Raw genomic sequence first — 17,193 nt, 5'->3', positions numbered from 1 at the left:
TGCAAAGGGCCCACCGTTCCAGGCGTTGAGGCCGGACGAAATTCAAACTGAAAACAGCATCCGCGCCTTGCCTATGGCAGGCAAGCTACAGCGAGTCCGTGGCAACCGGACCTGCTTGTGCATCGGCGCTGTCGGCCGTGTCCTTGCCGAAACCGTGATAGGTGACGATCCGGCGCGTCGGGACGTCCGCCCGCGGCACGGACTGCGACACCCCGCGCACGGACATCATGGCTGCGGCGGGCGGCGCCATCGCCGACGCGAACATCTCCGTTCCGAAGCGCGCGCGCATCTTGCCGGCAACCAGTGCGGCATAGCGCTGCTGCCGCCACGCTGTCGGACTATGGTAAAGGCCGACCGCCTTCCAGTATCCGCCTGCCTGTTCCAGCGCCGAGAGGAATATCCATCGGGCGGCTTCGACGTTGAAGCAGGCATCATAGCGAAGCCAGTGGCGAATATCCGAAGGCGCGCGACCCAGCATCTTGGCAAAGCGCGGCACCCACCAGCTATTCACCTGAAGCGGGCCGAGATCGTGGCTGCCATTGGTGTTCCTGATTTCCGCACCGAGCCAGCCGGCTTCCTGATCGCGCAAGCCCCAAAGCGTGCGTTCCAGCCAGAGTTGGCCGCGCGATGCCTCGCGGATGCAAAGCGCGATCCGCGTCTCGTCGGACGGCCGCGACTTGGCGGCAAGTGGCTGTGCAACGATCGCAACGACACACGCGGCAATCGCGGCGAACGATCGCACGATCCTCATGCCTGCCTCCTGCCATGGGGATCGCCCTGCGGCAGTCGCCTCGCCTTCTGCGCCGACGCAGTGCCGGTTCCGGGCAGAGCAAAAGGTGAGCCGGTGAGAAGCGCGAGCAGCCTGTTGCCGGAAATGATCTCGATGCCGGTAGCGCTGGAAACGGCTTCGCGGCTCTGGCCCCCGGTGCGCCCGGTATGGATGAACAGGCCGGGTTGCCGGCGCTGGTCGCAGAGACGGACAAAGTCTCGGACATGATCGGGCTTGATGGCGCTGCGATAGCGCTTGGCCTGAATGAGCCAGGTGCGCCCGGCAATGACGACCTGGCCGTCCAGACCGCCATCGCCGGTATATCGGTGATTCCGAATGACCTTGAAACCCCGTTGCTCGAAGGCTTCCAGCAGCAGTTCCTCGAACGCGAGCGCGTCCATCGCGCGGAGCCGCGCAAAATGCAGCACCGCGGGCTGGTCCCGGTCCCGGCCGGAAAACTGGGCATACATGATCCGGGCCTGCCGTCTTCGCCAGCGATGCCGGATCGGGACGTGGAAGTGCCGCAGGAAGAAGGCGAGCAGCGCGAGGCAGACAAGCACTATCAGCAAGAGGTTCATGTTTCCTCCTATCGGTCGTGGCCGCCGCCATGACCGCCATGGTCATGGTCGGGTTGGGGCTGGTGGACGGGCTCGGCGCGATCGGCGTGATCGCCACCGCCGGCGCGCTCGGCCGCGCGATCCCGCTCGCGGTCGAGCGTCGCGCGCAGGAAGCGGTCGACGGCCATCGCGCCCTCATGCGCACGGCTGGCAAGGATCTCGCCAAGGCTGCGCGGCCCCCTGTCGGGCAGTTCGCCGCGCTCTTGCCGTTCCCGCTCCTGCCGCCGCATTTCGCGGTCCTGGGCATTGGTGTCGCGGGATCGGTCGAGCCGATCCCTGTGACGCGTGCTGCGGACGCGATGGCTGTCGGCTTGTAGCCTGCCAAGCGCTTCGAGGGTGGATGCCTTTTCCCCCGATCGTGCGTGCAGCTTCTCGGCAAGGCGCTTGAGATCTTCGGTCCAGAGTTTCACGCCGAGCCGCGCGCGAGTGATGGCGGTGTAGAAATTCTGGCCGTTGACCAGGCCGGACTCCACCGGCGCCAGGACAAAGACACGCGCATAGGTCTTGGATTGCGCAGAATAGACGGTTTCGGAGTAGCCGTGATCCCAAGTCTTGTGCTTGCTGAGATCGATGGTTTCCACGCGCTCGCCGCGATCCCACCGGATCGTGGCCATGGTGCCGTCCAGCGTTTCGACGGTGCCGCGCTCCGCATTCTTCAAGCCGAGTTGCTTGTTGACCAGGCGCCACTGGATGCGGTCGCCTTCGGCAAGGTCGCGCTTCTCGGTGAGGAAGACGTTGACATGCCCGGCTTTGCCGAGGCGTGGATTCCAGGCGATGGTCCGGCCGTTCTGATCGACCAGATGAACGACTTGCCGGCCCTTGCTGTCGCGGCCGGTGCCGGTGACGCGATATTCGGTGTCGCGCGCTATACCGATGCCGGCATTGTCGCGCGCGAACATCACCACCTGGCCGCCCGAATAGAAGCGCGCGAAATGCTTTTCCTGCTCGGTCATCGCGGCCGGGACCAGCACCTCCAGCCGGGCGTCCTGGGCTGCGAGCGCACCTTCGGTTTTCAGCGTCTCGCGGATCTGGCTGTTGACGATCAGGCGGGTGGCATTGTCGAGCACCAGAATATTGGTGGCGGCACGCGACGAAGGTTTGAGCCTGGTCCATGCCTTGACCAGATCTTCGGCAAGTTTCTCGGCACTCTCTCCTGTCGCCACCCGGTCCAGCGCCGCGAGCGATGCGGCATATTCGCCGTTTCGGGCGAGAGACACGGCGGCTTTCATCGCGCGCGTCTCCTGGCGCATCGATTCGGTGAGATAGCTGGTCGGCATCCCGAGCTGCTGGAGCAGCCAGAATGCCTTGCCCTGTTCGATGGCGCCGGTCTGCTTGGTGTCGCCGATCAGGATCAGCTTGGCGCCCGTGTGGCGGCTGATTTCGAGCAGCCGTTTCGCCTGCCGGTTGCCAAGCTGGCCGGCCTCGTCGACCACCAGAATGTGCTTCTCGGTGACGTCGTGCCCGCCCTTGGCGAGCAGCGACGCGACCGTTCTGGATTCGATTCCGGCCTTGGCGCCGAGATCGGCCGCGGCCGATGACGTCGGCGCGAGGGCGACCAGTTCGAAATCGGGCCGTGTCGCATTGACCAGCGCGCCGACGAGGGTGGACTTGCCCGAACCACCCACGCCCTGAATGCCGACAAGCCGATCGGTCCCCGATGCGATGTTGAACAAGGCGGCGGTCTGCGCGTCGGTCAGGCGGGCCGACTGCGCCGCCTCCATCAGCCGTTCGCGGGTCGCCAGCGGCGCGGCATCGCCCATGGCAAGGGAGAGATGTTCCGACAGCGCCAGTTCGAGGCGCACCGTCCGCAAGCTAGTCCGACCCCGCATCTGCGTCCGATCGCCGGACTGCTGTATGGTGCGGAAGAGTTTGGAGGTGGCTTCCTGCGCCTCCAGCAAGGGGCGCACATCCTCCAGCCGGACCTCGCCGACATGGGACGCGAGCGCGATGCGATAGAAGCGCCCCATATTGTTGACCGCTTCATGGGTCTCGGCCTGCCGGACACCGAACGCGGCGGCCTGTGCCGCCACGCGGCGGTCGGGCTCCAGTGTTTGCTCGCCCTTGCGCGCTACCTCGTTGGCGATTTCTTGCAGCGCCGGCTCCCAGGGTTTCGCCCGGTCCGCCCATCGCGCGTGAAGCTCGTCGAGGCCGACGGATTCCTTCGCCCGCCTGGTCGCATAGAAGGACTTCGCCCGCTGCGCTTGTCCGACATGGCCATGTTCCTTGGCGTGAGCATCGATCTGTTCGGCGCGCTGCGACATATCGCGCAGCATGTCTTCGGGGATGCCTTTGATCTCGAACAGGCCGCTTTTCGGGTCGAACTCGATTTCGTAGCCGATTTCCCGAAGCCGGTGGGCAAGCGCGTTGCGATAGACCTGTCCGCCGACCATCTGCTCGGCGAACATGGCCCGAGTTTCGAGGCTGACGACATTATCCCCCCTGAACTCGTTGGTCATGTTCATGACCACGACATGCGTGTGCAGATGGGGGTCGAGTTCCCGGCTGCTATGTTCGGTGAAGCGCGCGAACAGCAACCGGCCGGTCGTCACATGGACGATCTCTCCGTCGAAGCGCCGCCGGAGCTGGGCGTGTTCCTCGATATAGTCGATGGCGGCGCCGACCGCATATTCGTGGGCGGCGATGATCCGTTCATCGCCATGCACCAGCGCCATGATCGAGACGGATTTGGGGGCATTGACGGCGAAGTCCCAGCCGGGATGGTGTTGGAGCTGGCCGTCCTTGCCGTGCCGGCCGAGCTGGAAGCCCTCGACCTTTCCGGAAAGCATTTCCTGAAAGACGGCGGGATCGACCTTGCCCTCAAGGCCGAGGTCGGGGGCGAGGCGGCCGCCCCATTCGCTGTGTTCGTCGCCGCCCTTCGTATAATAATCGCCGATCGTATAGTATCTGGCGAGATTGGCGGGCGTGCCCTTGAGGCGCCGGGGATGAATCATGCCGGCCTCGCCGGGCCGCGAGGACCGCTTGCGCGGCCATGGGCGTCGAGCGGCACATTCATGCGCCCGCGCGTCGCGCCGAGGAAGGTGACGGGACCAGCTCGCTCATCTGGCGGCGGGAGATCGGACGGCACGGCATTCAGGTCTTCCGCTTCGCTCTGAATGGGCTCCGGCTCCCCTTGCTGCGGCGGGGGATTCACCGGCGGCGCGGCATTGGGATCGAAGAGGTCCGGCTGACGTGGCGGAGGTGCAGGTCGGCGAGCAGGCGCCTCCGCGCCGCGCTCGCTGGCTTCCCGTTCCGCCGCCGCCCTCGCGCGTGCGGCCGCCCGCACGCGGGCGATGATATCTTGCCCCGCCTGAAGGCGCGTGGGCGGGGTGTCGCGTTCGATGAAGGCGGGACAGACCGATGGCAGCGCATTGAAGCGATCGTCGAAGCGGACCACCGGCAGGTTGCGGCCGAAGCGCAGGAAGCCGGACAGGTTGGGAAGGTTCGTGACCTCCGTGTGCATCACGAGCGGCCGCGTCACCTGCATCCGAGACAGGTTGACGCCATCCCGCATGTCGTTGACGCCATAGGACATGCCTTCATTGGCCTCGACCTGCTCGACCTGGCCGAGATTCTCCGAGACGTGCTTGGCGGTGGCGGTGTCGTTCGCCCGCAGCGCCACCCAGGTCGAGCAATAGCCGGTGATGGCGGCGGCATCCTGAATCCCGTAGGTCGCTTCGAGCTGGGGATAGGACTGGAAGCCGAGGATACCGCAGCCGCCATATTTCCGGGCACGGGCAAGGAAGTCCGAGAGCGACGGCAATTTCTGGAGCGTCGGCAGCTCGTCGATCACGCAATAGAGGCGGCGATCCCGGTCGGGCGCGAGGCTCATGATCGCGCTGATCGCGATGTCGAGCCAAACGGTGATCAGGGGGCGAAGCGACGGGAGCTGGTCCGCCTTCACGGTGACGAACAGCCAGCTATCGTCCGTCTCGTTCTCCACCCATTCGCGGATGGAGAAGCCGTCGGTGGTATCGTCGAGATAGGAGAAGCTGCGCATCACCGAGGCGAGTTCGGCCTGGATGCCGGCGGAGGTTCTTTCGCCCTCGGTCGATATGAAGGCGGCCGCGTCGGTCCCTCTGGTGAAGGCGGCGAGATCCGCCAGCGGGGAGCGCAGCACGCGCTCCAGCAATACCGAGATCAGGGTGTGCTGCTGCCGGGCGAGCTTGCGCATGACGGCGACGAGCGTGCCGCGGGCCGACTTCGCCCAGAAGGGATCGCCTTGCTTGTCGGGAATGGTCGATTCCGCGATCTGGTCATAATGGTAGTCGCGGGGGACATCGACCCAGGGGCTCCATATGTCTGTGCGCTGATCGAGGGGGTTGAGCAGGATGTCGTGCCCCGGCCGATAGAATTTTTCGACGAAGCTCCCCGCGGTGTCATAGACGATGGCACGCTTGCCCTTCTTGCGGATACCGGCGAGCATGGTGGTGATGAGATTGGTCTTCCCCGTTCCGGGGGCTCCGATGAGCAGGATATGCTCCGGCTCGAAGGCATCGGGCATCGGGACGCCCCCGATCGAGAAGCTGCCTTTCTTCTGGCGCCAGAGCGCGCGACGGACCTGGGAGACGCTCCCGAAGCGGGCGCCGCGGACATATTCGTTGGAGCCGAGACCCTTCCCGGTGCGGGTGAAGTAGAACCACGCCCAGACGAGCGCGAGGATGGCGACGCCCCCCGCGATCGCCGCCCCGTGGATGAGATCGGTTTCGAGCTTGCGGAGGGCTTGCTTGGCGATTTCGGATTCGACCAGATAGTCGGCCGAGGTCCAATATTCGCGCCCCTCCGGCGTGCGGAAGAGGACGGGATCGTTGGTCCCAGGCGCGGCGTCGGCCTTAAAGGTGGCTTCGACCAGCTTGACGAGAACGAACCGCTGATAGTCGGTGGACCGTTCGAGCGCATACCAGGCCGTGCCCATCCCCCAGATGACCAGGCCGGCAATCATCGTCTGGATGAAGACCTGGGTGGTCATGCGGACATTGTGAACGATCGCCTGACCGCCCCGCGTCCACGATCCCAGGGTGTCGTTGCGGAAGATACTCATGGCCGTTGCTCGGGCGGGAGCAGGCCCCGATCGAGGAGCATCTGGCGCGCGTCGGCCATCCCCTCTTCGAGGGCGTCCGGGGATCGCCGGCGGATCGAGGCCGCGACGATCGCGAGGGTCTGGAGGACGCCGGAGAGGATCTCGTCCTGCGTCGTAAAGACATAGCCGCTGCGAGGATCGGCGGCCTGTTCGATAGCGGGACGGAGAAGTTCGGCGACGGTGATGCCGACACTGCGCGCCCTGCGTTTCAGCAGCTCGTGGCGCGCATCGTCGATGCGAACAGTTACTCTGGCCAAGGCATTGCTCCGATGGAGCAATCGCCAAGGCGGTTTTGAAGCGAGCGCACCTTAGCGCAGACCTGCGAAAATCACAAGAAAATCAGCCTGGCGGACGTGTCTGCCGCTTGAAAATGGCGGAATTGCTGGGCTTTCCGGGTGCCTCGCGCTGAGCGGGCAGACGTGTCAGCCATCGAAACTGCATGTCGGCTGACATGTCTGCCAAGGGTAATTGATTGATTTAACGCGAGAAAGTCTCCGCAGCACCCCGTGCGTAGGGTGCATTACAAACGCCGAGGCGGCGTGCGTCGCTTGCCTCGCAGCGACTGGGTCGCTGCGTCATCCACCAACGCAGCGGGCGGGCCATGCGGCCTTGCGGTCTGGCTCGCCATTGCGGGCGCGGCACGGCCATGCGACAAGGGGCATGGCGGGCGGACTGGCGACGATGTGGAAAGCTGGTCATGCCGAAGATGTCCGATAGGGAGCGGCTTGCCGATCTGGCAGAGCGAAGCCGCAAGATTGCCGAGGAAATAGAGACGACGCGGCGGCGGGTGCGGGAACGCTACGGCGCGATTGTCACCGCGCTGCCGGTCGAGGACATCGCGGAACGGGAGTTTCGCGACGTCATGGGGCTGCTGTTGAAACTGGGCGGGCCTGCCGCGATTGCGGCGCTCAAGGCCGCGCTGCCCAAGTCCTGACGGGGGATGCCGGGCCGATGCGATCCCCTCCCTTTGAGGGGGGCGGGCCGATCGCGCGCCATCCCCTTTTCGGGCTGTTCTGTCGCCGCGCCGTCAGGCGCGGCGACGGCCTGTTGCATGAAAAAAGGCCGATGCGGCTGGATGCTGCATCGGCCTTGGTTCTATGGTGGCGATTGTGCGGCGTGGTGCCGCGTCAATATTGGTCGTGCGGGTCGAAGTCCTGCACATAGCGCCGTTTGGCAAGGCGCTTCGCTTCCGGCAGGGGCGTTGCCGGTCCCTGCTCGTCGCGGTAGAAATAATGGGTCGGCACGCGCCGTTCGCTTCCCCCGTTGAACAGGTCGTAAAGATGCTCTTGGATGCCGGAGCCTTCGCAAATGATCGCCTCGACCGGCAGGAACTTGTTGTTCACCATGCGGTTACGGTCGAACGCGCGCTTCAGCATCCAGCCGCTGCCGGTCAGATAGGCTTTGAGGCAAGGAACACCGTTCGCCGCGCACCATGCGCGGGAGGCCGCGTCGGTGCCGCTGTGCTGTGCAAACTCCAGCACGATCATGTTGGGAATGCGCACCCAGATAAGCGAAAGCCGGTCCCAGATCATTTGCCAATCGTGCCAGTCGGCGGGGCCGGACACCACGACAATGGGGCCGTCCGGGTCGTGCATCAGGCGGCGCTTTTCGGCGCGGGCGCGAAGGAAATCCAGCGCGCTGATCTGGCTTGCGCTGGTGACGTAGCTTGGCTTCGAGCCTTTCGAGGGAGTCCATGCCCGGCCCGAATAGACGCGATACATGGCGGCGGCATAGTCGCACATGGCACCGATGGCCGCGCGCTGTTCGGCTAGGGACTGGCATTCGAGCTGCTTATCCTCAAGCTCCTTGTTGAATACCTCGCCGGGGTCCATGCGCCGCGCCATGTCGCGGAGGGTGTCGGCTAGGCGATCTTCCTGCCGTTCCAGTTTTCCGGCGGTGAAGTAAAACGAATTGACGATACCCCAAGCAATGTCCGTGGCCAGCGGCTCCAGCCTCGTATCGGTGAACAGGTCGAAAATCGCCGCGACGATGCCGCCGCATTCCGCCTGTGCCGCGATGGGTTCGGGCATATCATGTTCGCCCGGTTCGTCGCCCGGCTCGATGATCGACAGCGGCAAGGGATCGCCGAAGGATGCCTCGAAAGCATCCGTTGCGGTCTCTGCGGCATAGAGTTCCGGCAGGTCGGAAAAGCTGTTAACGCTGCGGGCAGCCGTTCTCTTGGTCATGGGTTCGCTTCCTTTGGACGGGGGGACGGTCAGGGTCCGGGGAAGCGTTGCACCGCTCCCCCGACCCGCCTTCGCGTAGGCTTACATCGGGACTTCTTCGTCGAGGTCGCGGGACGTGCCGACATATTCGCCGTTCGGTCCTGCCGTGCTGCCGCCGCTCTGGCGCGGGTAGCTGCCGCCTTGCCGTTGTCCGTAGCCGCCGCCCATGGGCTGCCCATAGCCGCCGCCCTGGCGCTGGCCGTAACCGCCGCGCTGGCCGCCCGCATTCTGGTAGCCGCCCGCGCCCATGCGACCGGGGGTGCCTTCCTGCGGCCGGGTATCGCGGCGCCACTGGACGTCGAAACTGCCGTCGTCGTTGCGGAAGAACGTGCCCCAGATCGGTTCGATGAAGCTGGGATCGTCGATCAGGCAATAAAGGTTCATGCCGGTCTTGTCCTTGTTGGGACGCTCCCAGACCGTGCCGACCTGTGCGAGATTGCCGGCGACGTTCGGTTCCCAGAGTTCGAGAATGCCGCCCTTGGCCGTGCGCTGTTCTTCGGGAACGACGCGAAGGATGACAAAGCTCATGTCGAGCGTGCGCGTCCGTATCCAGCCGGTGATTTCATCTTCGCCGGGCTTGCGGCTAAATCCACCAATCTGCATGAGAAATACTCCGTAAAAGTTGCTTCCGGGCCAATCCCTTCCGCACTTTTCTTTTACTCCCTCCCCTCCAATATTTATAGATTATTGTTTTCTTGACAGTATTTCATCGTATTTGGTGAGCCTGAGCCAATAAAACGGGCGCGGTAGCGACCCTGATCAAAGAAACGTATGCCGAAGGCATTCCGACTTGATCACCGGCGCGCGCGGCTGGGGCCGTCGTTCATCGCATTCGGAGCCGCCTTCGCCGGGGCTCAAGGGCCGGGAGTGGGTCGGCGGGGCAAGGGACGTCGCGCTGCGGCCTTTAGAAAATCTTGGAGAAAATGGGCCTGCCGACCGCTGACCAAGGCGATAACGTCGGCAGGCCCATTTTCTCCTAGATTTTCTTGGCCGGAGGCAGCCCTTGCCCCGCCGACCCACTCCCGGCACGCCGAGACACTGCGGAGGCGGCTTCGAATGCGATGAACGACCTCGCGTGTGAGGTGATGCGGGGGGCGGCGTCCCCGACGCCCCCCGCCTGACAAGGGACGTGTGGACCTTCAGGTCCACCTTCGGCAGGCGAAGCCTGGGGACCGGACCGTGCCGCGAACGGGGACATCGAGGTGACGCGCGACCGTTCTCAATCGCCCCGCTGCGCTCCCTCTCCGCGCTATTCGGCCGGTCCGATCCAGAGGAGATCGAGCAGCGTGGCGGTCCTGCGATAGGCTTCGACGACGACGCTGCGGTCGACCAGCTCGGCCGCGGGAACGGCGCCCTCGACGCGCCAGATGTGGCCGTCGTCGGTTTCGAGGCGGTAGCCGCGCTCGGTGGCCCGCAGGATGCCGCGCAGCCGTGAGGGGGCGGTGGCCGATGTCATCGGGGGCCGCGGCCATGGCGAGGGGCGGCCCCTGCGGAAGGCGATCGCCGATTGGAGGCATGACGATTTTCGGCCATGGTCGGACTATCGCAGGCCATTCCCGCCCTTGCAAATATGTTCATATTATGTTCTATGTCGCGGACAAAAGGATGATGACCCATGATCGACGAATTTCTTGCCGATTTCGATTTCAATCTGTCCCTCGACGATGCGGCGGTCGATCCCGAGATTGTCTTCGTGCGCCGGAAGCTCGCTTACATCGCGCGAACCGAAGGACTGGATGGCGGCTATTATGAAGCGCAGGAACTGACCGACGCTTTCCTCGACGCGGCGCGCGAGGCGAATGACGGGATCACCGATCCGGACAGTCCCGCGCGGCTGCGGCTGGAGGATATTCTGGATCGGGACGTCCCCTATCAGCGCGCGCTGTTCGATGTCGTCGCCGAACTGCCGCTTGCCGATGCGGCCGCGCATCTCGGTTGGCTCACCGAGCTGATGAAGCAGCGGGCCGATATGTTCCGCCCGGTGGAGGCCGCGCGTCAGGCATCGCGCTGAGCGACCATTGGCGTGGGGCGCTGTCCCCGCCTATCTCCCTCGCATTGCGGCATTCTGGACCCGAGTTGCTTGGCAGCGACTCGGGTTCCGCTTATAGGGCACCTATCCCGCCGGTGGCGGGTGAGGCGTCGAAACCTCTTCCAAGCGAGCCGTCCGCACCTTTGCGGCCGGGTGGCGGGCGCGTATGTCCAAGCCACCGGCTAAAGGCGTCCGCGCATATCGCTTGGTATGTTTCGAACATCCGGCTTCAGGGGCTGGCACTCTCCGTTACGGAGATGTGCCGCCGGCTGAACCATGGAGGGGTCAATGGCGGCAAACGATACGGGCTTGAAGAGAGCGGTCGAGCTGATGGAGGCGGCGCTTGCCTGCCTCGTCGATCCCAAGGATGATGTCGTGGCATACCGGCTCTCGCACGCGCTGGACCTGGCGCGCGAGCGGCTCATGGAGCAGCGATCCTAGCAGATCTGTTCGATCGCGGCTCGGTCCCCTCGCGCGACAGGCCGGCTTGGCCGATCAGGCGATGCCCTCGACGTGCGTCATCGGAAAAACGACCTTCGGCTGCGCCTGCACGCCAAGCATGTCGCAGAGCTGCGCCATATAGGCGAGCAGGTCGCGGTGATCGGCGAAGGTCTCGATCGTATAGGCGCCGCGGGCCAGCATGTCGGGATCGGTCTCGACGCGGCGCGCGAAGGATTCCGGCCAATGGCAGAGCAGCAGCCACGGCCAGCCGGGTTGCGGCGGCGCATATTCGAAGAAGGTGATCGCCTGGGTGGCCCGGCAGCTCGGCCGCCGCGCCAGCAGGTCGGGCGGCACGACGCAGGGGCGGTCGGCCGCGAGGAAGGCGTGAAACTCGGCCAGTTCGTCGTCGGTCTCGATAATGACGGGATAGTAACGGCCGAGCGCGAGGCCGACGCCAGCATAGCGGCGCGGAATATCGATCACCAGCACGGAGGGCGCCGTCGGCAGCGGAAAGGAATAGAGCTGACGGCGAGCGGCGAGTTCGTGTGAAAGACGCATGGCGACTGTCCTGATGCCTTGAGCAGCGTTTCGCGATCAATCGAAAGCGCTGCTGGATTGAGCGGTATCCTGCGATCCCGCAGCCTTCCCATGAAGACCGCCTATTCCTCGCTTCCTCCCCTCCTGCCGGGCCGGGGGACAGCCGATGGCAGAAGGGGATCGTGCGACGGACCGGCCAGCGGCGAACGCTCAGGCCGGCTTGATCCAGTCCTGGGCGGGCTTCCAGCCGACGATATTGCAGCCGCCATCGGTCACGGCGTCGTTCGAGAGGTCGCGCCACGGCGAGAGCGGGCGATAGGTCGGCATGTAGCGGGCGGTCAGCACCTCGAAGGTCGCGCAGCGATAGTCGCTCGGACGGATCGCGAGGACGGGCAGATCCTCCGGCGGCAAGGTTTGCAGCACCGACACGAAGCCGGCCGGCAGCGGGAACAGCGTGCTGTCGATCATGACCTCCGCGAGACGGGTTTCCTGTTCATCGGCGTCCGAGCCCCAGGGATGCGCGTCGATGTCGAAGCGATCGGGCGATTGACGGGACGGAACGAAGGCGAACTCGCCCGACCAGCAGCAGCTTTCCGGGTTGAGCGAGGCGACCTCGGTGAAGGCATCGTCGCTGCCGGCGTCCTGTCGCAGATAATCGGTCATGGCGCGGGTGAGCTTGCCGGTCAGGCGGTGCGCCGCGATCGGCCTGGTTTCCGTCGCGTGAAATTCGACGAGCCACCAGCTCGCGCGGCGATCGACGATGACGCCGTAGCAGTGCTGCGTGGGCGAACGGGATGTGGTGGTGTGCATGGAAGTCTCCTGACGATGCTGGAAAGGCAGGCGGTCGGGATCGCTTCAGCCGCGTCCCGCCGCCCTCAAACCATCCTCTTCCTCCCCTCCGCTCGCGCGGGATGGACGATGGGGGTCAGCCGGAATGCCGGGGAGACAGGACGGCCGCCCTGTCCGCGTCGGTCGTCAGCGTCAGGATGCTGTTTTGGGGACGCACATAGACGACGACGGGAAGCCGGAGCTGGCAAAGCTGGCGGATATTGGCGAAGCTGCCGGCGCTGGCGCCGTCCCAGATGACGAAGCCGACGTCCGTGAGGTGGCACATGACCCGATCCTTGGCGCCGCGCCACGCCCGCGTGCCGGTCGGACAATCAGTATCGACCAGTTGGGTGCGCCAGCCTCCGGCATTGTGCCTGGGTCGCCGGCCGACGAAGAAGACCGTCACCTCCCGCGCGTGCCTCTCGGCGAGATATGCCTGAACGGCGGCATCCACGCCGGGCGCGTCTCCGATCAGGACCGGCAGCTTCCGGGCGATGATGCTGTCGAGATGGTCCATGACGGACACGGGAAGCCGTCCCTGGAAGGATCTGGAACCGGAAATGAAGACCGATCGCCAGTGGTTCGGGCCAGTCGTGAACATATTGGATGCGGGCATGGCGGACACTCCATTCTTGTTGATCGCCACGCTCCTCCCTCTCTCCCCTCCAGCGATGGCGATGGCCGTGCACGCGATCAGTCGGCTGCGGGACGGCGCCAGACGTTCTTCAGGCTGTCGGCATGGACGGCGAGCAGGCCGTCGGCATCGAGTTCGGCCTGCGCGCAGCAGACGAGATCGCCGGGCTCGCCGATGCCGCGCCGTTCGTAGATATAGAGGTCGAACAGGGCCTTGCCGCCGGCGAGGACGTGGCGCTCACGGATTCGTCGCCAGGAATGCTTGTCGTGAAGATCGGTATCGGCCCAATCGGGATCGTTGCTGATCGCCCACACATTGAGGGCTGATTCGCCGCTCACGAGGCTGACGCGCTCCGCGATCTCGATGGCGAAGCGGCGTGCCCCGCTATGTCGGCGTGCGATCTGTTCGGCGGCGCGGCGCAGGCATCCGATATCGGTCGCGGTAAGGCGGACGGTGCCGGTCATCGGCGGTCTCCTATGCTGGCTGGACATTGCGGGCGGCTTCAACCGAAGCGGGCGCCCTCGGCGGTGAAGGTGTATTCGTTGGCCCGGATCGCCTCGTCGACGGCCTTGTCCGAGTTGAGATAGTCATATTCGCGTTCGAGCTGGCGGTAGAGCCAGCGGGCGAGATCGCGCAGCGCTTCCTCGATGCTGCCGGCGGCGTTCGCGGTCGGCTCGCGTTCGGTGGGGCTGTTGCGCTCGACCGAGATCGTCATGCTATGTTCGTGATAATAGCGTCCGCGATGGTCGATCCGGGCGTGGAGCTGGTAGCCGTTTTGCTGCTGGATCGCCTGAAGCGCACTGGCGATCCGGTGGAGTTCCTTGTCTCGCGGTGCGTAGGCCCGGATGCGCGCGGGTGCGAGCTTCGCATAGCTATAGTCCCCTTCGAAGCAGGCGCCGTCGCCCTGGCTTGAGAAGCCGCTGAAATAGATGTGCGGTCGCGGGCGGGTGCCGCCGCCATGGAGTTCGACGGGGCTGGTCAGCAATGTGACGCCGAGGATCTCGCAGATCCGCTCGAAGTCGTCGAAGTGGTAGTCGTGCCAGTCATAGTCGAGACCGGTCTGGCGATACCAGTCGCGGGCCTTTTCCCTCGCGCGGGCGGCGAGTTCCTCGAAGCGGAACACGGTGATTTCGATGATTTTGGGCATGGCTCGTCTCCCTGATGAGCAACAGGCGAAGCGGGTGGAGAATGGGTGCCGGCCGGGCCGGAGCCGGGTCAGAACAGGCTCAGTTGCCGCGGTCCTTCCTCCCGGCCGCGGGGTGCCGGCGCGGCGGGCGCGATCCGTTGCGGTTCCGGCGGCGGCGCGATCAGCGCGTGGGCGGCCGTCTCGGCATCGCGGCGCGCGAGCCTGGCCGACCATCCGCCGAGGATATGGGCGGGCGTGAACCAGCATTCCCGCATTTCGCCCGACAGGGAATCGCCGACGAACAGCTTGGCCGGAATATGCAGGAGGCTGAACTGGATATAGGCCATGTGCGCGGCGCTGGCGTCGACGTCGATGGCGGTGACGTGAAGATGCTGCTGATAGTTGATGCCGTGCGCGCGCATGGCGTCGGCAAGCGCGATGATCATGGCGCCCGCGCCGCAGGCCGGTTCCATGGTGGTCACGAAGCCGTTCGCCGCGATGCGCGTCCTGATCTCGTCCAGATTGCCGAGCGTGAGTTCCGCCATGAAGCGGCAGACGCTATAGGGCGTGAAGAATTGCCCGCTTTGCGCATTGCCCAGTTCGAGGCCCATATAGGTCGGGCCGAGGATGTCGCGCGGCTCGTCTTCGAGCGCCATGACGATGTGCCCCAGGACTTGCGGAAACATCTCGACGACCTTGCGCTCATAGCGTCCGACGATTTCGAGATAGCGCTTCTCGCGGCTGTCCCGGTGCCTGAGATCGACGCTGTTGGAGATCGCGATCGCGGTGGTTTCCATGCAATCGGAGAACAGCCGGTGGAGATTGTGGCGATAGGCGCAGGAACGCAGCAGCTTGCAGATCGCGCCGATATGCTGATCGTGGGATGTCATGTTGCGGTCTCGGATCGAGGCCGCGCGCAGCCGCGCCCGCGCCGGTTGCGGCGCGTGCCGGACATGCACGGGCATGGGGATGGAAGGGCGCGGGAAGCGGCGTCGACCGCACCGGGTCGCCCACAAGCCCCCCGTCACCCACTCTTCCGCGCTCACTCCCCTCCAAAAAAAAGGGGCTGTGGAAAATCGCGGAAAATCGAGTTGCAGGGATTGGCGCTGTGGGATTGGCGCTGTGGGAATCGTCCTAGACGGCTCAGGCCGTCACGCGGCTCTGGCGAGCTGATCGACGCCGGCGTTGAAGCGGTCGATCCAGTTCCGCATGGTCGGACGCTCGGCCAGCGGAATTTGGGCGGCGACCTGCTGGAAGTGGATCAGGTCGACTGGCGCCCCGTCGATGATGGCGTCGATCTCGCTCGCGTCGAGCAGGCCCGCGCTGCGGATGAACGCGGTCATCGAGCCGGGGCGCGATCGGGTCGAGGATCGCCAGAGCCCTTCGACATTGCGCAGGCGCGGGGCGGCGCGCGCTTCGATCAGCACGATGAGGCGCAGGCACCAGCGCGGAAGCGAGGCGACCTCTTCCGTTTTCATCGCGGCGCAGATGAAGCAGCTCGATTTGACCGGCACCGGCAAGCCTTCGGCGCGAATGCGGCGGGCGCAAGCGAGCCTGTCCCAGTTCCATTCGCGCAGCGGGTAGCGATAGTCGAAGCGGAGATCGGTCCTTCCGAGGCTATGGTCATAGCGGCGGCTGTCGGCCGGCGATGCATCGTAGCCGATCAGCTTCAGCACCTTGCCGCCGCGCCGCCATGTCGCCTGGGCCGGCGGCCACTGTTCCACCCATTTGTCCTGGGGCGCGATCTTCCATTTTTGGGAACAACTTTTGCGGTTGAAACTCGCGGAAGGAAGCGTCGCGTTGGTCAGGCAATTTTCGAGGATGGTGAAATAAGGCGGCCAGTGTTTGAAGCGCTTGGGCACATAGCGCACGATATGGTTCGGGATGCCGCGTGCGTTCATCCAGCGCTGGAAAAGCGGCAGATACTCGTAGGTCTCGGGCCGCTCGGCGCCGGTGTCGGCGGTGAGAACCGCATCGAGGCGTAGGCCCCGGCTGACCCATTCTATGATCATGGCGGTGCTGTCGAGGCCCATGCCCCATGCCGCGACCACGGGCATGTCTATGTCGGCCATGCCCGACCGGGACGGGAACGGAACGACAGTCATGGCGACCGTCTCCTGCGATGTTCGGCCCGTTCGGATCGAGATACGACGACATTCGCCACATGGCCGGCGACAACCGAGCATCCCTTCCAGTAGGTGGCCATCGGCGCCTTGTGCGTGCGCCAGCATTTCTCGGCGCGAGCCCGCGAATTGGCGTGGATGGCGCGGCAGAGCGTGGCGATGGCGAGGCGCGATTCCAGATCGAGTTCGAGGAGAGCCTGGACCTCCTCCAGTCCGAGCAGCGGGTTGCGGACTTCCCGGCGTGAGGAGCGCGGCGTCACGGCAGCGGGACCGGGCCGGAACCGGCGCCTTCGGGTTCTTCGCCGGTGGCGGTCGTCCATTGCGCCAGCGTGTCGCCCTCGCGGTTGCAGGTGTCGCAGAAATGGCAGTCATAGACGCCCGATAGCGTCCAGGCCTGTGCCGCGGCGTCCCAGCGGGCGCTGGCGTCGCGCACGATCTGGTCGCTGCCGCAATGGCGGCACACGGGATGGAGCGGGACAGTGGTGGATTGGGTCATGGCGGAGTCCTTTGTGTCGGGATCGGGCGGCGGACATGGCCGAAGGCGGCCATCGCCGATGGCAACGGTGCTTGCCGGACAGGATCAGGGGAGCATGGTGAGGATCTGTTCGTGGCGGGCCGGCGGCCGTCCCGTGACCCTGAAAGGCTGGAGGGGATCGTCCGTGCGAACCACGAACTGATAGCGGTTGGTGCTTTGGCGCTGCCGGAGGGCAACGGCGTAGGCGTGCTCGAACGAGGCGAGCCGCGCCCGGAGCGGCGACAGGGCTGGCATGGGAGTCTCCATGGTTCG

Annotated in this window: 20 protein-coding genes; 3 read left to right on the top strand and 17 right to left on the bottom strand. The window is 65.2% G+C overall.

The window, feature by feature from the left end; all coding sequences use genetic code 11:
• Window positions 1–85 precede the first annotated feature (85 nt).
• The 5 genes from L6Q21_RS09865 to L6Q21_RS09845 are packed head-to-tail and all read right to left on the bottom strand — an operon-like array spanning window position 86 to window position 6,720.
• The gene (locus L6Q21_RS09865) at window positions 86–751 is read right to left on the bottom strand and encodes a lytic transglycosylase domain-containing protein (protein ID WP_237830575.1); all 666 of its coding nucleotides are present in this window, start codon (window positions 749–751) and stop codon (window positions 86–88) included.
• On the bottom strand, window positions 748–1,347 hold the full coding sequence (locus L6Q21_RS09860) for a restriction endonuclease (RefSeq protein WP_237830574.1): 600 nt from the start codon (window positions 1,345–1,347) through the stop codon (window positions 748–750). Before L6Q21_RS09860 ends, L6Q21_RS09865 begins: the two co-directional genes overlap by 4 nt.
• A gap of 8 nt (window positions 1,348–1,355) precedes the next feature.
• Window positions 1,356–4,337: a MobF family relaxase gene (gene mobF / locus L6Q21_RS09855; protein WP_237830573.1), complete on the bottom strand. Its 2,982-nt coding sequence runs from the start codon at window positions 4,335–4,337 to the stop codon at window positions 1,356–1,358.
• On the bottom strand, window positions 4,334–6,424 hold the full coding sequence (locus L6Q21_RS09850; protein WP_237830572.1) for a type IV secretion system DNA-binding domain-containing protein: 2,091 nt from the start codon (window positions 6,422–6,424) through the stop codon (window positions 4,334–4,336). Before L6Q21_RS09850 ends, mobF begins: the two co-directional genes overlap by 4 nt.
• On the bottom strand, window positions 6,421–6,720 hold the full coding sequence (locus tag L6Q21_RS09845; RefSeq protein WP_237830571.1) for a CopG family transcriptional regulator: 300 nt from the start codon (window positions 6,718–6,720) through the stop codon (window positions 6,421–6,423). Before L6Q21_RS09845 ends, L6Q21_RS09850 begins: the two co-directional genes overlap by 4 nt.
• A 440-nt stretch (window positions 6,721–7,160) precedes the next feature.
• On the opposite strand from L6Q21_RS09845, the gene L6Q21_RS09840 reads away from it, so the two are divergent.
• Window positions 7,161–7,397 (top strand): hypothetical protein, encoded by a 237-nt coding sequence (locus L6Q21_RS09840; RefSeq protein ID WP_237830570.1) that lies wholly within the window; start codon window positions 7,161–7,163, stop codon window positions 7,395–7,397.
• A 193-nt stretch (window positions 7,398–7,590) separates the two neighbouring features.
• Here the strand turns inward: L6Q21_RS09840 and L6Q21_RS09835 are convergent, their stop codons facing one another.
• The 3 genes from L6Q21_RS09835 to L6Q21_RS09825 form a co-directional block, all read right to left on the bottom strand.
• Window positions 7,591–8,649: an SLOG family protein gene (locus tag L6Q21_RS09835; RefSeq protein ID WP_237830569.1), complete on the bottom strand. Its 1,059-nt coding sequence runs from the start codon at window positions 8,647–8,649 to the stop codon at window positions 7,591–7,593.
• Window positions 8,650–8,730: 81 nt separating this feature from the next.
• Entirely contained in the window at window positions 8,731–9,291 is a 561-nt protein-coding gene (locus L6Q21_RS09830) for a DUF736 family protein (protein ID WP_237830568.1), read from the bottom strand.
• A gap of 646 nt (window positions 9,292–9,937) precedes the next feature.
• Entirely contained in the window at window positions 9,938–10,144 is a 207-nt protein-coding gene (locus L6Q21_RS09825) for a DUF5818 domain-containing protein (protein WP_237830567.1), read from the bottom strand.
• Window positions 10,145–10,303: 159 nt separating this feature from the next.
• On the opposite strand from L6Q21_RS09825, the gene L6Q21_RS09820 reads away from it, so the two are divergent.
• A complete protein-coding gene (locus L6Q21_RS09820) occupies window positions 10,304–10,699 on the top strand; it encodes a hypothetical protein (RefSeq protein ID WP_237830566.1) in 396 nt (131 codons plus the stop codon).
• A gap of 306 nt (window positions 10,700–11,005) precedes the next feature.
• Entirely contained in the window at window positions 11,006–11,158 is a 153-nt protein-coding gene (locus tag L6Q21_RS09815) for a hypothetical protein (protein ID WP_237830565.1), read from the top strand.
• Window positions 11,159–11,212: 54 nt separating this feature from the next.
• Here L6Q21_RS09815 and L6Q21_RS09810 read toward each other — a convergent pair whose 3' ends face one another.
• From L6Q21_RS09810 to L6Q21_RS09770, 9 genes are all read right to left on the bottom strand, one after another.
• Complete coding sequence (locus L6Q21_RS09810) at window positions 11,213–11,716, bottom strand: hypothetical protein (protein WP_237830564.1); 504 nt, start codon at window positions 11,714–11,716, stop codon at window positions 11,213–11,215.
• A gap of 189 nt (window positions 11,717–11,905) precedes the next feature.
• On the bottom strand, window positions 11,906–12,505 hold the full coding sequence (locus L6Q21_RS09805; RefSeq protein ID WP_237830563.1) for a hypothetical protein: 600 nt from the start codon (window positions 12,503–12,505) through the stop codon (window positions 11,906–11,908).
• A gap of 115 nt (window positions 12,506–12,620) precedes the next feature.
• Window positions 12,621–13,139, bottom strand: a complete 519-nt coding sequence (locus L6Q21_RS09800) for a hypothetical protein (RefSeq protein WP_237830562.1) — start codon at window positions 13,137–13,139, stop codon at window positions 12,621–12,623.
• Between the two features lie 77 nt (window positions 13,140–13,216).
• Entirely contained in the window at window positions 13,217–13,621 is a 405-nt protein-coding gene (locus tag L6Q21_RS09795) for a hypothetical protein (RefSeq protein ID WP_237830561.1), read from the bottom strand.
• A gap of 38 nt (window positions 13,622–13,659) precedes the next feature.
• Window positions 13,660–14,304, bottom strand: coding sequence for an antitoxin of toxin-antitoxin stability system (locus L6Q21_RS09790; RefSeq protein WP_237830560.1), 645 nt, complete (start codon window positions 14,302–14,304; stop codon window positions 13,660–13,662).
• Between the two features lie 68 nt (window positions 14,305–14,372).
• A complete protein-coding gene (locus L6Q21_RS09785) occupies window positions 14,373–15,248 on the bottom strand; it encodes an N-6 DNA methylase (protein ID WP_237830559.1) in 876 nt (291 codons plus the stop codon).
• A 186-nt stretch (window positions 15,249–15,434) separates the two neighbouring features.
• A complete protein-coding gene (locus L6Q21_RS09780; RefSeq protein WP_237830664.1) occupies window positions 15,435–16,388 on the bottom strand; it encodes a hypothetical protein in 954 nt (317 codons plus the stop codon).
• Between the two features lie 274 nt (window positions 16,389–16,662).
• Window positions 16,663–16,902, bottom strand: a complete 240-nt coding sequence (locus L6Q21_RS09775; protein ID WP_237830558.1) for a hypothetical protein — start codon at window positions 16,900–16,902, stop codon at window positions 16,663–16,665.
• 84 nt (window positions 16,903–16,986) lie between these two features.
• Window positions 16,987–17,175: a hypothetical protein gene (locus L6Q21_RS09770; RefSeq protein ID WP_237830557.1), complete on the bottom strand. Its 189-nt coding sequence runs from the start codon at window positions 17,173–17,175 to the stop codon at window positions 16,987–16,989.
• Between the last annotated feature and the right edge of the window lie 18 nt (window positions 17,176–17,193).

Source organism: Sandaracinobacteroides sayramensis, from assembly GCF_022014495.1.
In the GTDB taxonomy this organism is placed as follows: Bacteria; Pseudomonadota; Alphaproteobacteria; order Sphingomonadales; family Sphingomonadaceae; genus Sandaracinobacteroides; species Sandaracinobacteroides sayramense.
This window is presented reverse-complemented; position numbering and strand designations above follow the sequence as displayed.

Excerpts from the sequence above, each read along its gene's own strand:
- L6Q21_RS09865 (WP_237830575.1), bottom strand. The coding sequence starts at position 751 with ATGAGGATCGTGCGATCGTTCGCCGCGATTGCCGCGTGTGTCGTTGCG.
- L6Q21_RS09860 (WP_237830574.1), bottom strand. The coding sequence starts at position 1,347 with ATGAACCTCTTGCTGATAGTGCTTGTCTGCCTCGCGCTGCTCGCCTTC.
- mobF (WP_237830573.1), bottom strand. The coding sequence starts at position 4,337 with ATGATTCATCCCCGGCGCCTCAAGGGCACGCCCGCCAATCTCGCCAGA.
- L6Q21_RS09850 (WP_237830572.1), bottom strand. The coding sequence starts at position 6,424 with ATGAGTATCTTCCGCAACGACACCCTGGGATCGTGGACGCGGGGCGGT.
- L6Q21_RS09840 (WP_237830570.1), top strand. The coding sequence starts at position 7,161 with ATGCCGAAGATGTCCGATAGGGAGCGGCTTGCCGATCTGGCAGAGCGA.
- L6Q21_RS09835 (WP_237830569.1), bottom strand. The coding sequence starts at position 8,649 with ATGACCAAGAGAACGGCTGCCCGCAGCGTTAACAGCTTTTCCGACCTG.
- L6Q21_RS09830 (WP_237830568.1), bottom strand. The coding sequence starts at position 9,291 with ATGCAGATTGGTGGATTTAGCCGCAAGCCCGGCGAAGATGAAATCACC.
- L6Q21_RS09825 (WP_237830567.1), bottom strand. The coding sequence starts at position 10,144 with ATGACATCGGCCACCGCCCCCTCACGGCTGCGCGGCATCCTGCGGGCC.
- L6Q21_RS09820 (WP_237830566.1), top strand. The coding sequence starts at position 10,304 with ATGATCGACGAATTTCTTGCCGATTTCGATTTCAATCTGTCCCTCGAC.
- L6Q21_RS09815 (WP_237830565.1), top strand. The coding sequence starts at position 11,006 with ATGGCGGCAAACGATACGGGCTTGAAGAGAGCGGTCGAGCTGATGGAG.
- L6Q21_RS09810 (WP_237830564.1), bottom strand. The coding sequence starts at position 11,716 with ATGCGTCTTTCACACGAACTCGCCGCTCGCCGTCAGCTCTATTCCTTT.
- L6Q21_RS09805 (WP_237830563.1), bottom strand. The coding sequence starts at position 12,505 with ATGCACACCACCACATCCCGTTCGCCCACGCAGCACTGCTACGGCGTC.
- L6Q21_RS09800 (WP_237830562.1), bottom strand. The coding sequence starts at position 13,139 with ATGCCCGCATCCAATATGTTCACGACTGGCCCGAACCACTGGCGATCG.
- L6Q21_RS09795 (WP_237830561.1), bottom strand. The coding sequence starts at position 13,621 with ATGACCGGCACCGTCCGCCTTACCGCGACCGATATCGGATGCCTGCGC.
- L6Q21_RS09790 (WP_237830560.1), bottom strand. The coding sequence starts at position 14,304 with ATGCCCAAAATCATCGAAATCACCGTGTTCCGCTTCGAGGAACTCGCC.
- L6Q21_RS09785 (WP_237830559.1), bottom strand. The coding sequence starts at position 15,248 with ATGCCCGTGCATGTCCGGCACGCGCCGCAACCGGCGCGGGCGCGGCTG.
- L6Q21_RS09780 (WP_237830664.1), bottom strand. The coding sequence starts at position 16,388 with ATGACTGTCGTTCCGTTCCCGTCCCGGTCGGGCATGGCCGACATAGAC.
- L6Q21_RS09775 (WP_237830558.1), bottom strand. The coding sequence starts at position 16,902 with ATGACCCAATCCACCACTGTCCCGCTCCATCCCGTGTGCCGCCATTGC.
- L6Q21_RS09770 (WP_237830557.1), bottom strand. The coding sequence starts at position 17,175 with ATGCCAGCCCTGTCGCCGCTCCGGGCGCGGCTCGCCTCGTTCGAGCAC.